Consider the following 17,997-nt stretch of genomic DNA (forward strand, 5'->3'; position numbering starts at 1 on the left):
CGGTCCTGCGTCATGCGTTCGGCGACACCGACATCCGCAAGGCGGCGCCGACCGTCGCGTAGGTCGCGTCCCAGACCTGCGCCTCGCGGCACGCGGTCGCGCTGCCATCGGCGTCACCGGCACCTCGTCGCCGGTCGGCCCAGTTCATCCAGGAGATCGACCGGCGTCGGCACAGGTCGAGCGAGTCCAAGAGCTCCGAGCGATCCAGTCCGACGAGATCGTCCCACTCGTCGGACCCGACGCGCCGGTCGTCGCGGTGGCGGCTGATCACCGCGCGCAGAGCGGACGGCACCTCGGTGGGGGTGTCGTCGCCGGGGCGGACGAGTGCCTCCACGACTGCGCGGTACCCGTCCCGCATGAAGTCATGCCAGCGGTCGAGCGCCGAGATCATCGATCGCGTCGGACGGTCGCCGAGGTCGACGGCGAGTTCGACGTCCACGAGTGTGCCCTCGGCGACGAGTTCGAGCCCCGGCCACCCGTCGAGGATCGCTCGCGCGGTGTCCAGACCGCCCGGATCCACCACGCCCCGGATGGTGGTCCAGAGCAGCGCGCTGCGCTCGACCTCCCACAGCTGCAGCTGCACCAGAGCATCCGGATACCGCAGCTCCAAGGCCTGGTAGTGGTCCACCTCGACCGACCCGGCCAACCGCTCGTGCACGACCCGCCGCACGGTCCGTCCGATCCCGCCGGCCGGGTGATCGGCCATGGCCGCGGCCCGTGACCCCGGGGTGATCGGGGGGACCGAGCGCACCGCTCGGAGGAAGCTCGGGTGGGTGATACCCCAGATGGTGCGGGCCACCACGATCACGGAGTCCACGAGATCGCCCGGCGCCTGCGAGGACCCGAGTCCGGTGAGATGGCGTTCTCCGGTCCGCGACCATCCGTCGGCGAGTGCGGTCTGCTCGATGTCGGCGTCGATCGTGAGCACCGCACACACCACCCCGGCGTGGAGGCGACGCACGGTCAGGTCGGGCGTCGAGTCTGCGTCGGCACGCTCCCGCCGGAAGGCCACCACCTCGTCGTCGGTGATCTCGGACAGGCGGGACACCAGCGACCCGTGGAATCGCGACCACGCGCGATCGATCTCGTCGTCGAACTCGACGTCGGTGAGGGGCAAGGACATGGCGACTCCCAGGTGACGGTGGAACGTTGTGGCGACCCTACGATCGGGCACCGACAGAGTCGCCTCGACAGGCGCTCACCGAGTCGCCCGGTGCGGGTGTGCCACAGTGATCTGGTGCTTCTCCCACTCCTGACCCCCGACGTCGTCGCAGGCCGTTCCGATGTTCCCGACGCGATCACCATCGGCGACGAGGTGTTCTCGCGCAGCGACTTCGTCGGTGCCGCGACGTCGACCGCCGAACGTCTCGGCGCCGTCCATCGCGTCGCGATCGAGGCGGTCCCGTCGATGCAGACGGCCATCGCGGTCGTCGGCGCGCTCATGGCCGGTGTGACCGTGGTGCCGGTGGCACCCGACAGCGGCACGGCCGAACTGCGGCACGTCCTCGACGATTCCGGCGCACAGGCGTGGCTCGGTGCGACACCGACCGACGCGTGCGGTCGGCCGCACATCCCGGTGCGCCTCTACGCCCGGTCGTGGCACCGACACCCCCAGCCGCGGGCGAGCGCCCCGGCGATGGTGATGTACACCTCCGGGACCACGGGCCCGCCGAAGGGTGTGGTGATGACGCACGGGGCCATCGCGGCCGGGATCGACGCGTTGGCGCAGGCGTGGCAGTGGACATCGCAGGACACGCTGGTGCACGGGCTGCCGCTGTTCCATGTCCACGGACTGATCCTCGGGCTGCTCGGACCCCTGCGGATCGGCGGACGCCTGGTGCACACCGTGAAGCCGACCCCGGAGAACTACGCGGCCCATCCCGGCAGCATCTACTTCGGTGTGCCCACCGTGTGGTCGCGGGTGGCCGCCGCACCCGAACACGCGCGGGCGCTGCGCTCGGCCCGGCTCCTCGTCTCGGGGAGTGCGCCGTTGCCGCCGTCGGTGTTCGAGTCCCTCCGTGAGCTGACCGGCCACGAGCCGGTGGAGCGATACGGGATGACCGAGACCCTCATCACGATCAGCACGCGTGCCGACGGAGAGCGGCGGCCCGGGTGGGTGGGCCTACCGGTCGAGGGGGTGCAGACGCGGCTGCGCGACGACGCCGGGGCCGACCTGCCCCACGACGGTGAGGCCGTCGGCGAACTGCTCGTCCGCGGGCCGATGGTGGCGTCGGGGTATCTCGACCGGCCTGATGCGACGGCCGAGTCGTGGTTGCCGGGTGGGTGGTTCGCCACCGGGGACGCCGCCCTCATCGACGGCGACGGCATGCACCGGATCGTCGGACGGATGTCGACCGATCTCATCAAGTCCGGTGGCTACCGTGTCGGCGCGGGCGAGATCGAGGGGTCGTTGCTCGGTCACGGATCCGTCGACGAGGTCGCCGTGGTCGGTGTCGCCGACGACGATCTCGGGCAGCGGATCGTCGCGTTCGTGGTGCGGTCGTCGGATGACCCGACCGACCCCGACGTGCTTGCGCGAAGCCTCATCGATCATGTGGCGCAGTCGCTCTCGGCGCACAAGCGTCCGAGGGAGATCCGCTTCGTCGACGACCTGCCCCGTAATGCCATGGGCAAGGTGGTCAAGAAGCTGTTGATCGAGGGCTGACGCGCGGCTCGTTCACCGCGCGGCCCGGTAGACGTCGCCGTCCATCACCGGGACCACCGTCGACGCGCCGATCTCACCGGCGACCCGGACGTCGTCGGGGAATCCGAGCGCGTCCAGTTCCCGACCGGTGACCGTGTCGTGCAGCGTCCGCGACGCGTCGGCGGCAGCGCCCCGCCACGCATGCACGGCTGCGAGGGCCTCCGGCGACAGATCCGGACGACCGCGGCGTGCGAGCGCGTCGAGGACCGCCCCCGCGCCCCACAGGGCCTCCACCGCGGGACGGAGCGAACCGTCCTCCCACCGCTCGCCGGCGGCGATGACGGCCACGACGGTGTCGGGGTGATCGCGGTGCACGTGCGCCGCGACGGCGTCGGCATTGCGCAGGGACGCCGCGATGACCGCGCGGCCGCCGCCGCCGAGCAGTTGGGAGATCGTCGAACCGTTGGGGGACGGCAGGACCAGTCGAGCCGGCGGATCGACGCACCGTCGAACACTGTCCGGCGACAACGAGATCGCGCTGCGGTCGTGTCGGTCTCGACGCCGCGCGAGTACCGCGTCGTGCTCGTCGGCGAATCGTTGTGCGTTCTCGTACTCGTGGTAGGGCAACACCGTCATGCCCCGCTCGCACGCGATGCCGACGGTGGTCGTGAACGACAGGACGTCGACAACCACCGTGACACCGACATCACGAGGGAGATGGCGGGCACCGGCGGCACCCCAGTCCAGAAGCGCACGGCCGCTCACCGCCCGTCCACCCCGGCCGTCGCGTCGGTGAGGGGTGCCGCGGCGCGCGCGAACTCGGCCGCCTGGCCTGCGGCACGGATCCCGGCGGGGACCGCGCCGGCGAGCAGTTGTTTGACCAGTGCGGGGGTCGACTCCATCGGGCCGTCGCTGCCGGCGATGATGACGTTGCCGTAGCGCCGGCCCTTGAGCATGGCGGGGTCGGCGATGATCGCGACATTGGCGAAACGATCGGCGACGGTGGCGGTCTGGGCGCGGGCGTGCGCGAGATCGCGGGTGTCGGCGCAGTTGACGAGATAGAGACCGTTCGGTCGCAGCACCCGGTGGACCTCGGCGGTGAACTCGACGGTGGTCAGATGCGGCGGTGTCACGGCCCCCGCGAACACGTCCCGGATCACCACGTCACGACTGTCGTCGGTCAGCGATTCGGTCACCGCCCGCGCGTCACCGACCCGCACGCGCAGAACCGGTGCTCGCGGCAGGTCGAACTGTTCCCGGATCAGCTCGGCCAGTGCCGCGTCCACATCGACCGCGACGTGTCGCGAACGGGGAAAGGCGTCGATGAGGTAGCGGGGGAGCGAACAGGCGCCCGCGCCGAGATGCAGTACGCGCAGGGCTTCGTCGCGGGCGTGTCGCGACTCGATGACCGCCACCATCCACCGCATGTACTCGAAATCGAGGCGACGCGGGTCGTCGGGATCGATGTGCGAACTCTGCACGCCGTTGACCTCGACGAGCCACCCGGCGCCGTCGTCGTCGCGGATGATGGCGCAGGTCCCGGTGTCGATCGGGTAGACGCCGGCGCTCGGTCCGGTGTTCCGACGGCTCGCCACCCGCCCGACCCTATCGGTGCACCGCGGGTACGTCGTCGCCACGGCGCGGCCGGGTGGGAAGGTGGTGGGGATGCGTACCCACCCCACCACCCTCTCGCCGGCGTCCGCGCGTGCCCTCGGACTCGCGATCGGCGTCGTGCTCGACCGCCTGCTCGGCGACCCGGCTCGGTTCCACCCGGTTGCGGGCATGGGGACGGCCGCCGGTCGCGCGGAACGTGCCCTCTACGCCGACACCCGTTCTGCCGGAGCGCTGTTCACGGTGTTGTGCGTCGGATCGGCCGTCGCGGTGGGCGTGCCGGCCGACCGTCGCGGGGGCTGTGTCCGGTGTGCGGCAACCGCGGCGTCGACGTGGGCGGTGCTCGGGGGGACCAGCCTGGCCCGGGTGGGCGGCGAGGTCGCCGACGCGCTCGACCGCGAGGACATCGACGCCGGGCGGGCCCTGATCCCCAGTCTGTGCGGGCGTGACCCGCTGAGCCTGGACGGGCCGGGCATGGTCCGCGCCGCTCTGGAGTCCGTCGCGGAGAACACCTCCGACGCGACCGTCGCGCCGTTGGTCTGGGGCGCGATCGCGGGGGTTCCGGGCCTGCTCGGCTACCGGATGATCAACACCCTCGACGCGATGGTCGGGTACCGATCGCCGCGATACCTCCGGTTCGGGTGGGCCTCGGCACGCCTCGACGATGTCGCCAACCATCTGCCCGCACGTCTCACCGGAGCGCTGATCGTCGTCATCGGTCCGCGCAGGCATGACGCTGTGCGCGCGTGGCGGGAAGATGCGCACCGCCACCCGAGTCCCAATGCGGGAGTGGTCGAATCGACGTTCGCCGGCGTGTTGGGGGTCGGCCTGGGGGGAACCACCGTGTACCGACACCGCACCGAGGAACGTCCCCGTCTGGGCGACGGACCGGCGCCGACCCTGACCGATCTGCACCGAGCGGTCGCGTTGTCGCGGCGGGTGCAGGTGGCGGCCGCGGTGGTCGCGGCGCTCATCCCGCTGATGGTGCGGCGTCGTCAGTCGCCGTAGCGGCTCGCCAGCTTCTCCCGGATCCGGTCCGGGGCCTCCTGCTGATCCGGTCCGGCGCCAATGGTGCCCTTCACCCGTGTCTGGCCCATGCCGACCGACGAGGCTTTCGTCAGGGTCTGGCGGCGCTCGCGTGAGCGTTTGACCGGTGCGTCGGGCGCATCGGGGATCGCGTCGGCGGCATCGGCCCCGAGCCGTGCCTCGACCTCGGCGCGCTGGGCGGCTGTGGCGCGACGATGTTTGATCTCCGACCAGACGAAGTAGAACAGGCCCAGTGGCGCCATGACGCCGAACGCCAGCCACTGCAGGCCGTAGGAGAGATACGGGCCGGCGTCGAGTTGGGGGATGGGTATCTCGGCGAGCGAGCCCGGCTGGCCGGAGGACAGTTGCAGATAGGCGGGCATGGTCGGCAGGCCCACCTGTGTGCCCAGGACGGTCGGGTCGATCGTGTACACCTGCAGCACGCCCGCCTCGACGCGCGGACCACGTCCGGGACTGGTGCCCTCGGGGGCTCGGATACGGGCCTCGATCGAGGTCGTGGTCGACGGCGCCGCGCTCACGGGCGGCAGTGCGGTGCCCTGCTGCGGCCGGACGTATCCGCGGTTGACGACGAACACGCGGCCGTCGTCGGCGCGGAACGGGGTGAGGACCTCGAAGGCGGGGCTGTCGTCGACCGACCGCAGACGCACGACGGCCTGCTTGTCGGGCAGGTACTGCCCGGACAGCGTCACCTCACGCCACTCGGTGTCGGTGGGGATCGGGCCGGTGCCCGGGTAGACGGTCCCGATGGCGACGGGGCTCTTGGTCACCGCGCTCTTGATCAGGTCGTTCTGGTGCTCGGTGCGGGTGTTCTTGCCCAGCTGCCAGGGTGCGAGGACCCAGAAGCACGCGAGGGCGAACCCGACCACCACGATCGCGAGCGCCACCCATCCGGGGCGGACGAACGCACGCAGGATTCGCATGGTTCAACGGTACGTCACACCGCGCGCGTCACCGCTGTGTGAGTTGCTCCCGGACCCAGGCGAGCAGACCCGGGGTGGCGGCCTCGACCTGCGCTCGGACGGTCGCGAAGTCCTCGGGGCCGCCGTAGTAGGGGTCGGCGACGTCCAGGTCGTCGCCGGCGTCGGGGTCGAAGCTGCGCAGGAGGCGACTGCGGTCGGCGAGCTTCTTCTTCGTCAGCGTGCGCAGGTGTCCGGAATCCATCGCCACCAGCAGGTCGGCGGAGGTGTGCTCGGGTCCGATCACCGCCGCCACGTGCTCGTCGTCATGGCCGCTGCGACGCAATTCCGTACGCGCCCGGTCGTCGGCGGGTTCGCCGACGTGCCAGGCTCCGGTGCCGCAGCTGTCCACCAGGACCAGATCGGCCAGTCCGGCGTCGCGGACCGCGTCACGAAAGATGTTCTGCGCCATCGGTGACCTGCAGATGTTCCCCGAACACACGAATGTGACGTGACAACGCTCAGACACCCAGCACCTCTCGCAGTTCCTCGACCGTCCCGACCACCCATCCGGCGCCGTCGGACTCACCTTCGAGAGCGTAACCCCACCCGACAAGCACTGCAGGGATGCCGAATTCGCCTGCGCCGTGGATGTCGTGCTCCCGATCTCCGATGATCACGACGTCGGTCGTACGGTCGTCCGAGGTCGCCACGCCCAGTTCCCGCAGGGCGTGGGCGACGACGTCGCTCTTGGTGCGGCGCGACCCGTCGTCGCTCGCGCCGGCGATGTACTCGAAGTGGTCGGCCAGCCCGAAGTGGGTGAGTATGCGGTGCGCGGTGCCCTGGTTCTTCGAGGTCGTGATCGCCATCCGCCGCCCCGCGGCCTGCAGATCGGCCAGCACCGCCGCCATCTCCGGGAACACGGAGTTCTCCAGCCAGCCGACGTCGTTGTAGCGGGTGCGGTAGGCCGACATCGCGGCGTCGGCCGACTCGTCGTCGAGTCCGAGCGCGTGCAACGTGTCCATCATGGGCGGGCCGGCGATGCCCGCAACCAGGGCCGGATCCGGATCGGGGTGCCCGATGACGGTCAGGGCGTGCCGAAAACTGTTGGCGATGCCGTCGAACGAGTCGGTGATGGTCCCGTCGAGGTCGAACAGCAGCAGGGTCGACGGGTGGGCGGGATCGATGGTGAGCGGCACCGCCTCATTCTCCCCGTAGGCTGGACCGCTGTGACATTCGGTGTGGTGCGTCCCGACGCGGCGGATGCGGATCTGACCGCGCTCGACCGGCACGGCGACGTCGACGCAACCGCGGGCATGGTCGACTTCGCGGTCAACGTCCGAGGCGACACTCCCACCTGGCTGAGCGAGGAGTTGCGCGACCGGGTCGGTGACCTGGCGAGCTATCCCTCCCGGGCCGACGAGCTCGCCGCGGTGCGAGCAGTGGGCGAGGCGCACGGCCGGGCTGCGTCGGAGATCCTGCTGCTGGCGGGTGCGGCCGAGGGATTCGCGCTCCTGCCGAACCTGCGCCCGCACCGTGTCGCCCTCGTCCAACCCTCGTTCACCGAACCCGAGCGGGTGTTCCGAGCGGCGGGCATCGACGTCGATCAGGTGGTCCTTCCGCAGCCGTGGGGCCTCGATCACGCCGACATCGGCGACGACGTCGACATGGTGGTGCTGGGCAACCCGACCAACCCGACGTCGGTGCTGCATCCGCGCGCGGCCGTCGACGCCCTGCGCCGCCCCGGCCGGATCGTCGTGGTCGACGAGGCGTTCGCCGACGTGACCGTCGGAGAGCCGGAGAGCCTCGCGTCGTCGGCACCCGACGACGTCGTCGTGATCCGCAGCGTCACGAAGACGTTCGCGCTGGCCGGGCTGCGCGCCGGCTACCTGCTCGCCGCCGCGCCGATCGTCGCGCGACTCGCCGCGACACGCCCGCACTGGCCGCTGGGAACGCTGCAGCTGGCCGCACTCGAACTGTGCCTCGGCGAGCGCGGTCAGGCACACGCCCGGTGCGAGGCGCGGACGGTGGCCGATCACCGCGACGCGATGGTCGCCGCGCTGACCGAGGCGGGTATCGAGGTGTGCGGCACCCCGGCCGCGTCGTTCGTGGTCGTCCGGGTGGCCGACGGCACATCGGTCAAGAAACGCCTGGCGGAGCGTGGGTTCGCCGTCCGTTCGTGCGCCAACTTCGTCGGGATGACACCCGACCATCTGCGTCTGGCCGTGCGCGATCCCGCCACGGTGCGCCGTCTGCTCGACGTCTGGAAGGACGTGATCTGACATGGCCGTGTTGGCCGACCTGATCGAACTGCTGGAGACGCGGTACCCGCCGCATCTCGCCGAATCATGGGACAGCGTGGGTCTGGTGTGCGGTGACCCCGCCGACGCGGTGACCGCCGTGCTCACCTGTGTCGACGTCACCGATGCCGTCGTCGACGCCGCGGTCGGTGGCGGATTCGAACTCGTCGTAGCGCATCACCCGCTGCTGTTGCGCGGGGTGGACACGGTCGGGACCCACACCCCCAAGGGCCGGCTCGTGCACCGACTCATCCGGTCGGGGTGTGCGCTCTACACCGCCCACACCAACGCCGACGTCGCGTTGCCCGGGGTCTCCGACGCGCTGGGTGACGCGCTCGGACTCGTGGACATGCGTCCGCTGCAACCGACCGCGACGCCACCGATGGACAAGTGGGCGGTGTTCGTCCCGCAGTCCGACACCGATCGTGTCGCCGAGGCGATGTTCGCCGCGGGCGCCGGCGAGATCGGGAACTACAGCGAGTGCCGGTGGTCGGTCACCGGGACGGGTCGATTCCGGCCGGGCGACGGTGCCGATCCGGCGATCGGCACGGTCGGAGTGGTGGAGTCCGTCGTGGAGGACCGTGTGGAGATGGTCGCCGCCCGCGGACGCCGAGACGCGGTCCTGGCGGCGCTGCGTGATGCCCACCCCTACGAGGAACCCGCCTTCGACCTGCTCGAGACGGCCCCCGTCGCCGCTGACACCGGCCTCGGACGGATCGGTCGGCTGCGCGAACCGATGTCGCTGCGCGACTTCACCGACCACGTGGCCAGGTCGCTGACGGTCGCGCCATGGGGTGTGCGCGCAGCGGGCGATCCCGACGCGACCGTCACCACCGTCGCGGTCTGCGGCGGGGCCGGCGATTCGCTGATCGACACCGCCGCCGCATCCGGGGCCGACGTGTTCGTCACGGCCGATCTGCGACACCACCCCGTCGACGAGCATCTGCGTCGGCACGATCTCGCGGTGATCGACGCCGGGCACTGGGCCACCGAGTTCCCGTGGTGCGCGCAGGTGTCCTCGGCGCTCGCCGAGCACGACCCGTCGCTGGTCGTGCACGAGTACGGCGACACCACCGATCGCTTCACGATGCACGCCGGGCCCCAGGCGTGACCTGGGGCTCGGTCGCACAGCGGTAGGCTCGCGACACCGAACACCCCACACACGACATCACGGACGACGAAGGGACACCGCTGCGTTATGAAGGCAGATCCGGCCGATCAGAGGTTGCTGCTGGAGCTGGCCGACTGCGACGGTGAGGTGTTGCGGCTGACCCATCGCCGCGGCCATGCCCCCGAGGTGGCCGCACTGGCCGAGCTCGACGTGGCGATGCGCGGGTACCGCGACGAGACGGTCAGCGCCCAGATCGCCGCCGAGGACCTCGACCGCGAGGTGCGGCGACTCGAGAACGAGATCGCGGTGCTCAACACTCGCGAGACCAAGGACTCCCAGTTGCTCAACGGCGGCACCATGGCGGGCAAGGCTCTCGTCGAGCTCGAACACGAGATCGCCGGTATCGGCCGGCGGCGCGGGGTGCTCGAAGACGAGCTGCTCGAGGTGATGGAACGCCAGGAGGCGACCGCGTCGCAGGAGCTGCGGTCCCAGGCGTTGGTGTCGCACACCGAGACCCAGATCGCCGAGGCCACCGCGAAGGTGGATGCGGTGCGCGCCGAGATCGACGCGTCGGCGCAGGTCGCCATGGCCAAGCGCGACGAGATCCGCGCCGGCGTCGACCCTGCTCTGCTCACCATCTACGACAAGCAGGTGGCACTGGGCAAGACCGGCGCCGGACTGCTGCGCCAGGCCCGGTGCGGCGCGTGCCGGATGGAGATCGACCGGGGCACCCTCAGTCGGATCGGAAAGGTCGCACCCGACGAGGTCGTACGGTGCGACGAATGCGGCGCGGTGCTGATCCGTACCCACGAGTCCGGCCTGTAGCCCCGATGTCCGTCGAGACGATGGCGGTGATCGTCGAGGCCGACGGCGGCTCCCGGGGCAACCCGGGCGTCGCCGGATACGGCGCGGTGGTCTTCGACCACACCGGAGAGCTCGTACTCGCCGAACGCAGGGAGTACATCGGCACCGCCACCAACAACGTCGCCGAGTACCGCGGCCTGATCGCCGGACTCGGCGCGGCCGCCGAACTCGGGGCGGCGCGGGTGACGGTACGGATGGACTCGAAGCTGGTCGTCGAACAGATGTCGGGCCGGTGGAAGGTCAAACACCGCGACATGATCCCGCTGGCCCGTCAGGCGCAGGAACTCGCGGGCCGGTTCGACGAGATCGAGTTCACCTGGATCCCACGCGCACAGAACTCCCACGCCGACCGGCTGGCCAACGAGGCCATGGACGCCCTCGGCGAGACCGACACGTCGACCCCGTCCGCCGGGAGTGCCGCCGCTCCGACGGCACGCGTGAGTGCCGGTCCCGGATGGACCGCGACGGCCGGGGCGCCGACGAAGCTCATCTTGTTGCGGCACGGTCAGACCGCGCTGTCGGTCGAACGCCGCTACAGCGGCCGCGGCAATCCCGCACTGACCGAACTCGGTCGCGAGCAGGCGCAGCGCGCCGCGGACCGGCTCGCCACGCTCGGCGGGATCGACGCCATCGTCGCCTCCCCGCTGGGACGGGCGCAGGAGACGGCGACCGCCGTCGCCGATCGACTCGGCCTCCCGGTGCACACCCATGACGGACTGACCGAGACCGACTTCGGCGAGTGGGAGGGACTCACGTTCCGTGAGGCCATCGAGCGGGATGCGGACCTGCACACGCGCTGGATGGGTGACATCGGCGTCGCCCCGCCGGGCGGGGAGAGCTTCGCCGACGTGACCACCCGTGTGCGGTCGGCGACCGCAGATGTGGTGTCGCAGTACGGACCGGGCACCGTCCTGGTCGTCACACACGTGACCCCGATCAAGACGATCCTGCGGCTCGCGCTCGACGCCGGACCGTCGCTGCTGTTCCGACTCCACCTCGACCTCGCGTCGCTGTCGATCGCCGTGACCTATCCCGACGGCGGGGCATCGGTGACGTTGGTCAACGACACCAACCACCTGGTCTGAGGGTTCAGGTCACCAGCCACAGCGCGGTGACCGAGGCGACGATCGCGGGCGGGACCGTCAACAGGCCCAACGCCGAGAACCGCGCCACCGAGGCCTCCGCGTCGTGCGACCGGCTCACGTTGCGCCACAGCAGGTTCGCCAACGACCCCACGTAGGTCAGATTCGATCCGATGTTCACCCCCAGCAGCATCGCCAGGATCAGCGGGGGATCGGCGTGCGTGCCGAGCGCCGCGAGCAGCAGCAAGGTCGCAGGGATGTTGTTGATGAGGTTGGCCGCGACCGCGCCGATCGCCGCGACGGTGAGCAGCGAGACGATCCCGGAACCCGTCGGCACGATCTCGCCGACCCACCGACCGATGCCACCGTCGGCGATGGCAGCCACCAGCACCCCCAGCGCCAGCACGAACAGCAGGAACAGCGGAGTGGTCGCCGAGGCCACCGCCCGCAGCGTCGTTCGGTGCGCGCGCATGGCGGTCGCCGACAACACGATCGCACCGGCGACGGCGAACCAGACCGGTTCGACACCGACGGTCGAGGACAGTGCGAATCCCACCAGGGTCGCCCCCAGGACGACCAGTGCCCAGATCGGCGCCCGCACGGGCTCCTCGGTGCTGCGCTGCGGGGCGACGCGCAGGTCGTCGCGGAAGAACACGCGGTAGATCGCGAACTCGATGAGCACGGTCACCAACCAGGGCAGCGCCATCATCGCGGTGAACTGTATGAAGCCCAGCCCCGTCGCCGCGAACGCGAGCAGGTTGGTCAGATTCGAGACCGGCATCAGCGTCGACGCCGAGTTGGCCAGTCCGATGGTTGCGTACCCCATCGGACGCGGTGACACCTGCAGACTCCGAGCCATCGTGATGAGGACGGGCGTGAGGAGCACGACGGTGGCGTCGAGGTTGAGCAGGGCCGTGGTCAGCGCCGCCCCGCCGAATGCGAGGGCGAACAGACGGACCGGGCCACCACCGTTGGCGCTGCCCGCCGTGCCGATCACCTGCGACAGCCACCGGAAGACACCCAGCACGCCGCATGCGTGCGACAGCACGAGCAGGGCCGCGAGGATGATGACGGTCGACGTCAGCTCTCTCATCTCCGCGAAGGCCCGGTCGAGGGTCACCGCTCCGATGACGACGGCCAGCACCGCCGCCGGGATCGCGACGGTGGCCTCGGGGAGGCCACGGGGGCGCCACACGGCAAACGCCAGTGCGACCGCCATCAGGACGACGGCGCTCACGCGACGATGCTGCGTACCGTGCGGAGGTTGCGATTCGTGGTCGTCGCCTTGTACCGCGCTCGGCCGAGTGCCTTGCCGAAGGGGCTGGTCAACGTCATCTTCTTGACCACGTCCCAGTAGAGGACACCGTCGCCGTCGGCGACCCGTTCGACGGCGGGATCGAGATCGGATGCAGCGTCGAGCAACTCGGCGCGGATGTCGTCGTCGGCGACGAACAGGACGTAGGAGTGTCGGTCGGCCTGGTCGGTTGGGAACGGATACCCGTCGAGGGCGGACCGGATCGCATCCCGTGAATGTAGGAACACGTATGCCCGATAGTCGAATCGGGCACTCAGGGCCGACTCGATCTCGGCCCGCAGAGCGACCACGTCGGTCCGGTCGGACGTGAACCGGACGTTGCCGGTCGCCAACACCGTCGACACCTCACCCACGCCGAGGGCCTCGAACTCCGCGCGCAGATCGGCCATCGCGATGCGTATCCCGCCCACGTTGATGCCGCGCAGCAGTGCGACGTAATCGGTCACCGACAAAGGATAACGGTGACCGCCGATCGCATCAGCGGTAGTCGGCCGGGTCGACCGGGGGGAGTCCCAGTGCCTTCACCACGGTCGGCCACGAGCGGTGCAGATCCTGCGCCCAGTACCCCCAGGCGTGCAGACCGCTCCGGTAGTTGTAGGTGACGTCGACGTCGGCCTTGCGGGCCGCGGCCGAGAAACCCTTGGTGCACATCAGTGCCCCGGTCTCCAATGCACCGCCGATGGCCGAGGCCTGCCCGACCTTGCCCAGACGCGGATCGGCCTTGCCGTCGCCGACCGCGACGTAGATCTCGGTGCCCTTGAGCGCGCTGATGTTGGTGGTGGGGTCGTGCTGACGCCACGCCGCGCTGCCGGCCGGGCCCCACATGTTGTCGGGGTTGCCGAAGCGGCTCAGGATGCTGGCCTGCGTCGCCTGGGCGGCCGCCGGGTCGACCAGGTCGAGGCAACCACTCAGGGCCACGACCCCACGGAACAGACCGGGGTGACGGACGGCCAGCGACATCGCGCCGCTCGCACCCATCGACACGCCCTCGACGGCGTTCACGCCGTTGCCCTCGAAGGTCTTGTCGATCAGCGGAGGCAACTCGGTGGACAGGAAGGTGTCCCACTTGATGACGCCCAGCACGGGATCGGTGCGCTGCCAGTCGGTGTAGTAGCTGGCGGTGCCGCCGATGGGGAGTACGACGTTGACGTTCTTGTCGGCCATGAACTCGACGATGTCGGTCTGGGTGGTCCAGGCGCTGTCGCGGTAGCCGGACTGGAAGCCGGCGTCGATCCCGTCGAGCATGTAGAGAGTCGGCCGCGGCGCTGTCCGGTCACGGGGGACCAGGACGTCGACGACCACGTTCTTGCGCATCGCGGGCGAGTAGATCGTCAGCCGCGCCTGCTGCGGGGTCTTCATGGTCGTCCGGACGATCTTCGCCGGCGCCGCGGGCGCGGCGACCGATGGCTTCTCCGGTGCGGCCGACGACGGTGCGATGACCCCCACCGACCCGCCGACCAGTGCGAATGACGTGGCAACAGCGGCGATGATCCTTCGTCGCATGACAGACTTCCCCCTCCATGGCACGAAGCCAAAGACTATGACGCAGCACTGCACCGCTGTACTTGCGCACGTGACGGTGACCCCCGGGAGTTATCATAAACCCGCGAACGAGCCGACCGGGCGGTCGCGGTCGCTCAGAACGGTCGCCGTGACGGCGACACGCTGAGGATCGAGGAAAGTCCGGACTCCACAGAGCAGGGTGGTTGCTAACGACAACCCGGGGCGACCCGCGGGACAGTGCCACAGAGAACAGACCGCCGACACCCGCCCTCGGGCGAGTCGGTGAGGGTGAAACGGTGCGGTAAGAGCGCACCAGCGCCGCGGGTGACCACGGCGGCTCGGTAAACCCCACCCGGAGCAAGGTCGAAGGTCGCACCTCGCGGTGCGACTGCGCAGGTGTTCGAGGGCTGCTCGCCCGAGCCTGCGGGTGGACCGCTCGAGGCACCCGGCGACGGTGTGCCCAGATGGATGATCGCCCCCGATCCTCGTGGTCGGGACAGGATCCGGCTTACAGGTCGACTCGTTCGCACCCGCTCCTGTGGTCCGGCCGGGTCAGAGGTCGCCGGCCACGTCCGCGTACCGCTTCAGTGCGCGGTCGTGTTCGGCCTGCTCGCGCGCGTCGAGACGACCGAGCACGAAAGCGTCCGCCGGGTCGACGCCGATCGAACCGGCCGCGACGGCGAGCACCTCACGACTGATCGCGGCGTCGTTGGCGTCGCCGAGTGCGGCCTGGATGCGTTTGGCCGTCCGCGCCTCGTCGGAGTGACGTGACCCGCGCAGGCTCGCGCCGGCCTCGGCGACATAGCGAAGACGCTTGGCCTTCTTGCGGACCGCGTGCAACTGCTCGGTCCACTCCGGGGTCCCCTCGTCGTACCGGGTGAGCTTCTTCTGCGCCTTGAGCACCGACTTGCGCGACGACTTCACCGCCTCCCGCAGTGCTGCCCGGGCGGGCGCCTGCGCGTTCTCGCCGGGCGTCGGATCGACCAGGAGGGCGTCGATCGCGTCGAGCAACGTGAAGTAGCGGTCGGAGTTCATCGCCGCCACCGCCGCCTTCCATCCGCGGTGGTAGCGCTGGTTCTGCGCCTCGATGAGCGCTGATTCCAGTGCGGCCGAAGGGTTCTCGTCCTCCAGCAGATCGCGGTAGCGCTCCGCCTGCACCTCGGCATCACGCGCGACACCGAGGATCGCGGCGAGTTCCTTGAACTCCTCGCCGAGTCGTTGCGGCTCGGGCCCGTCCAGCACGCCGGGGAACGCCTTGAGCACGCTGCGCAGCCGTCGGGTCGCCACCCGCATCTGATGCACGGCATCGTCGGCGTCGGCGCGCACCGCCGGGTCCCAGGCGACGAGCTGGTCGCGGTGGCGGGCCAGTTCGGTCACCACCAGTTCCAGAGCAGTCGGCTTGGGAGGGAGTTGACGGTTCTCGCGGTGGCCGGGTGTGGATCCGATGGCCCGGGCCAGTTTCGAGGCGCTCGAGGCGGTCGTGGCGCCGGCCGAGCGGAGCAGCGCCTCGGCGCTGTCCAACAGTTCGACGGCGTCGTCCTCGTCGAGGTCGGCCACGAGTTCGAACTCCCATTCCGACCACACCTGGCCGGTGCCGCCGGGCAGCAACGACCGGGCGGTGACCAGGTCTGCGCACAGGACCGCGAGCAGCGTGCCGTCGGAGTCGCGGGCCTCGGTGATCTGGCGTCGGGTGTTGATCGCGGCGACCGGTGCGACGCTGCGACTGCGCAGGTGCACTCGGACGGGCTCGATGAGATCGGCGGGGACCGCGTGCGCGCCGTCGCCGGCGGCGTCGAGCGGGACCTGCCGCTCGGTGCGTCCCCGTTCGGTGCCCGGGCGCTTGAGGTGCCACCCCTCGTCGTGGCCACCGGTGCGTCGTCGCAACGTCACCGCGTGGTCGGCGAGGTCGAGGTTCTCGGTGTCGAAGTAGGTCGCGTCGAGGTGCTCCACGATCGGTCCGGTGGTCGTGGTGACCCCGGGGAGTCTGGTGAGGTCCGGGATCGGTTGTCCCGCATCGACGTCGAACTTGAGCTCGATCTCGACCTGTTCGTGGACGGTCATCGCTGTGCGTTCGCTCCTGTCGGTTCTGCGGCGCCGAAGCGGTCGGTCGCCTCGATCAGATGGTGTTTGATCCCGGTCTCGAACGACGCGTGTCCGGCGTCGTCGACGACGTGCAGCTCGGCCGCGGGCCACGCCCGGTGCAGATCCCACGCACTGCGCATGGGGCACACCACGTCGTAACGGCCCTGGACGATCACGCCGGGGATGTGGGCGATGCGGTCGGCGTCGCGGAGCAACTGGCCGTCGTCGAGGAAGCCGTGATGGGTGAAGTAGTGGTTCTCGATCGACGCGAAAGCCAGGTCGAAGCGGGCGTCGACCTGGCCATCGCTGTCGGACTCGGGGCGGGGGAGCAGATAGCTCGTCGACTGTTCCCAGTCGGTCCACGCCGTCGCCGCGGCCTGCGCCACGGAGCGATCCGACGAGGTGAGCAGCCGATGGTAGGCCGCGACCAGGTCACCGTCGCGCTCGTCGGCGGGGATCGGCGCCAGGTAGTTCTCCCACTTGTCCGGGAAGATGTGTGCGGCGCCGCCGTTGTAGTACCAGTCGATCTCACTGCGTCGGAGCAGGAAGATCCCCCGCAGCACCAGTTCGGTGACACGCTCGGGATGGGTCTGCGCGTAGGCCAGGCCCAGCGTCGAACCCCATGACCCACCGAACACCTGCCACCGCTCGATGCCCAATGTCGCTCGGAGCAACTCCATGTCGGCGATGAGGTGGTCGGTGGTGTTGGTGCTCAGTACCCCGCCGTCGGCGATGTGTGGGCTCGACTTGCCGCACCCACGCTGATCGAACAGGACAATCCGATAGACCGCCGGATCGAAGAACCGTCGTTGCTCCGGCGACGTCCCGCCACCGGGACCGCCGTGGACGAACACCACCGGTTTGCCGTCGGGCCGACCGCTGGACTCGTGGTAGATCCGTTGTCCGTCACCGACGTCGAGCATGCCGTGGGAGAACGGTTCGATCTCCGGGTACAAATCGCGCATGGGTCCACTATGCCAAGTGGGCGCGGGCGGGCGCCGTCACATCGCGGCGGGTGGATTCGTGTCCCGCCGCGGGGGACTCAGTAGCTGTGCTCGGGCCCGGGGAACGTCCCGCGTCGGACGTCGTCTGCGTACTGCTCGGCGGCGCGACGAAGATCGCCACCCACATCGGCGTACCGCTTGACGAACTTCGCGGTCTTGCCGTGGGTGAACCCGGCCATGTCCTGCCACACGAGGACCTGGGCGTCGGTCTCGTTGCCCGCGCCGATCCCGACGGTGGGGATGGTCAGCTTGCGGGTGATCTGACCGGCGAGGTCGGCGGGCACCATCTCCATGACGACGGCGAACGCACCGGCCTCGGCCACCGCGATGGCGTCGGCGATCAGCTGATCACCCGCGTCGCCGCGACCCTGGATGCGGAATCCGCCGAGACCGTTGACGCTCTGCGGGGTGAAGCCGATGTGGGCCATGACGGGGATCCCCGCCGCGGTCAGTGCGGCGATCTGGTCGGCCACGCGTTCTCCGCCCTCGAGCTTGACGGCGTGCGCCCCGCCCTCCTTGAAGAACCGGATCGACGACT

General features: G+C 70.2%; 18 protein-coding genes and 1 other RNA gene. 7 read left to right on the plus strand and 12 right to left on the minus strand.

What is annotated here, in order from left to right:
• Window positions 1-10: 10 nt before the first annotated feature.
• Window positions 11-1,123, minus strand: coding sequence for a hypothetical protein (locus JHC79_RS10995; RefSeq protein WP_296390584.1), 1,113 nt, complete (start codon window positions 1,121-1,123; stop codon window positions 11-13).
• Between the two features lie 111 nt (window positions 1,124-1,234).
• Between JHC79_RS10995 and JHC79_RS11000 the strand changes: the two genes are divergently transcribed.
• Window positions 1,235-2,665 carry an acyl-CoA synthetase gene (locus JHC79_RS11000; RefSeq protein WP_296390617.1) on the plus strand — a complete coding sequence of 477 codons (1,431 nt, stop codon included), beginning with the start codon at window positions 1,235-1,237 and terminating at the stop codon, window positions 2,663-2,665.
• Window positions 2,666-2,677: 12 nt separating this feature from the next.
• Here JHC79_RS11000 and JHC79_RS11005 read toward each other — a convergent pair whose 3' ends face one another.
• Together JHC79_RS11005 and JHC79_RS11010 are read right to left on the minus strand one after the other, a co-directional pair.
• Window positions 2,678-3,409 carry a 2-phosphosulfolactate phosphatase gene (locus JHC79_RS11005; RefSeq protein WP_296390586.1) on the minus strand — a complete coding sequence of 244 codons (732 nt, stop codon included), beginning with the start codon at window positions 3,407-3,409 and terminating at the stop codon, window positions 2,678-2,680.
• Window positions 3,406-4,239, minus strand: coding sequence for a spermidine synthase (locus tag JHC79_RS11010; RefSeq protein ID WP_296390588.1), 834 nt, complete (start codon window positions 4,237-4,239; stop codon window positions 3,406-3,408). Before JHC79_RS11010 ends, JHC79_RS11005 begins: the two co-directional genes overlap by 4 nt.
• Window positions 4,240-4,309: 70 nt before the next feature.
• On the opposite strand from JHC79_RS11010, the gene JHC79_RS11015 reads away from it, so the two are divergent.
• Window positions 4,310-5,263 carry a cobalamin biosynthesis protein gene (locus JHC79_RS11015; RefSeq protein ID WP_296390589.1) on the plus strand — a complete coding sequence of 318 codons (954 nt, stop codon included), beginning with the start codon at window positions 4,310-4,312 and terminating at the stop codon, window positions 5,261-5,263.
• On the opposite strand, the gene JHC79_RS11020 is transcribed toward JHC79_RS11015, so the two are convergent.
• Genes JHC79_RS11020 through JHC79_RS11030 form a run of 3 tightly spaced genes read right to left on the minus strand, consistent with a single transcriptional unit; the run spans window position 5,251 to window position 7,397 of the window.
• On the minus strand, window positions 5,251-6,222 hold the full coding sequence (locus tag JHC79_RS11020) for an SURF1 family cytochrome oxidase biogenesis protein (RefSeq protein WP_296390591.1): 972 nt from the start codon (window positions 6,220-6,222) through the stop codon (window positions 5,251-5,253). The two genes, JHC79_RS11015 and JHC79_RS11020, sit on opposite strands and share 13 nt — an antisense overlap.
• Before the next feature lie 28 nt (window positions 6,223-6,250).
• Window positions 6,251-6,727 carry a low molecular weight protein-tyrosine-phosphatase gene (locus JHC79_RS11025; protein WP_296390593.1) on the minus strand — a complete coding sequence of 159 codons (477 nt, stop codon included), beginning with the start codon at window positions 6,725-6,727 and terminating at the stop codon, window positions 6,251-6,253.
• Complete coding sequence (locus JHC79_RS11030) at window positions 6,720-7,397, minus strand: HAD-IA family hydrolase (RefSeq protein ID WP_296390595.1); 678 nt, start codon at window positions 7,395-7,397, stop codon at window positions 6,720-6,722. Before JHC79_RS11030 ends, JHC79_RS11025 begins: the two co-directional genes overlap by 8 nt.
• A 30-nt stretch (window positions 7,398-7,427) precedes the next feature.
• Here JHC79_RS11030 and cobC point away from each other — a divergent pair, with 30 nt between their 5' ends.
• The 4 genes from cobC to JHC79_RS11050 all read left to right on the plus strand — a co-directional run bounded on the left by cobC (window position 7,428) and on the right by JHC79_RS11050 (window position 11,558).
• The gene (gene cobC, locus JHC79_RS11035) at window positions 7,428-8,480 is read left to right on the plus strand and encodes an Rv2231c family pyridoxal phosphate-dependent protein CobC (protein ID WP_296390597.1); all 1,053 of its coding nucleotides are present in this window, start codon (window positions 7,428-7,430) and stop codon (window positions 8,478-8,480) included.
• Between the two features lies 1 nt (window position 8,481).
• Window positions 8,482-9,609: a Nif3-like dinuclear metal center hexameric protein gene (locus tag JHC79_RS11040; RefSeq protein WP_296390598.1), complete on the plus strand. Its 1,128-nt coding sequence runs from the start codon at window positions 8,482-8,484 to the stop codon at window positions 9,607-9,609.
• A gap of 87 nt (window positions 9,610-9,696) precedes the next feature.
• A complete protein-coding gene (locus JHC79_RS11045) occupies window positions 9,697-10,434 on the plus strand; it encodes a C4-type zinc ribbon domain-containing protein (RefSeq protein ID WP_296390601.1) in 738 nt (245 codons plus the stop codon).
• 5 nt (window positions 10,435-10,439) lie between these two features.
• Window positions 10,440-11,558 (plus strand): bifunctional RNase H/acid phosphatase, encoded by a 1,119-nt coding sequence (locus tag JHC79_RS11050; RefSeq protein ID WP_296390602.1) that lies wholly within the window; start codon window positions 10,440-10,442, stop codon window positions 11,556-11,558.
• Between the two features lie 4 nt (window positions 11,559-11,562).
• On the opposite strand, the gene JHC79_RS11055 is transcribed toward JHC79_RS11050, so the two are convergent.
• The 3 genes from JHC79_RS11055 to JHC79_RS11065 are packed head-to-tail and all read right to left on the minus strand — an operon-like array spanning window position 11,563 to window position 14,373.
• Complete coding sequence (locus tag JHC79_RS11055) at window positions 11,563-12,774, minus strand: SLC13 family permease (protein WP_296390619.1); 1,212 nt, start codon at window positions 12,772-12,774, stop codon at window positions 11,563-11,565.
• A gap of 14 nt (window positions 12,775-12,788) precedes the next feature.
• Complete coding sequence (locus JHC79_RS11060) at window positions 12,789-13,316, minus strand: DUF1697 domain-containing protein (protein ID WP_296390604.1); 528 nt, start codon at window positions 13,314-13,316, stop codon at window positions 12,789-12,791.
• 31 nt (window positions 13,317-13,347) lie between these two features.
• Window positions 13,348-14,373, minus strand: coding sequence for an alpha/beta hydrolase family protein (locus tag JHC79_RS11065; protein WP_296390606.1), 1,026 nt, complete (start codon window positions 14,371-14,373; stop codon window positions 13,348-13,350).
• Window positions 14,374-14,481: 108 nt separating this feature from the next.
• On the opposite strand from JHC79_RS11065, the gene rnpB reads away from it, so the two are divergent.
• Window positions 14,482-14,900: RNase P RNA component class A (gene rnpB / locus JHC79_RS11070), an RNA gene on the plus strand.
• 25 nt (window positions 14,901-14,925) lie between these two features.
• On the opposite strand, the gene JHC79_RS11075 is transcribed toward rnpB, so the two are convergent.
• From JHC79_RS11075 to JHC79_RS11085, 3 genes are all read right to left on the minus strand, one after another.
• A complete protein-coding gene (locus JHC79_RS11075; RefSeq protein WP_296390608.1) occupies window positions 14,926-16,434 on the minus strand; it encodes a CYTH and CHAD domain-containing protein in 1,509 nt (502 codons plus the stop codon).
• Complete coding sequence (gene pip / locus JHC79_RS11080; RefSeq protein ID WP_296390610.1) at window positions 16,431-17,420, minus strand: prolyl aminopeptidase; 990 nt, start codon at window positions 17,418-17,420, stop codon at window positions 16,431-16,433. The genes JHC79_RS11075 and pip overlap by 4 nt, the downstream gene beginning before the upstream one ends.
• 77 nt (window positions 17,421-17,497) lie before the next feature.
• A partial coding sequence (locus JHC79_RS11085) for a 3-methyl-2-oxobutanoate hydroxymethyltransferase (RefSeq protein ID WP_296390612.1) occupies window positions 17,498-17,997 on the minus strand: 500 nt, incomplete at its 5' end.

The sequence above is a fragment of the Williamsia sp. genome (genome assembly GCF_016462415.1).
Taxonomy (GTDB): Bacteria; Actinomycetota; Actinomycetes; order Mycobacteriales; family Mycobacteriaceae; genus Williamsia_A.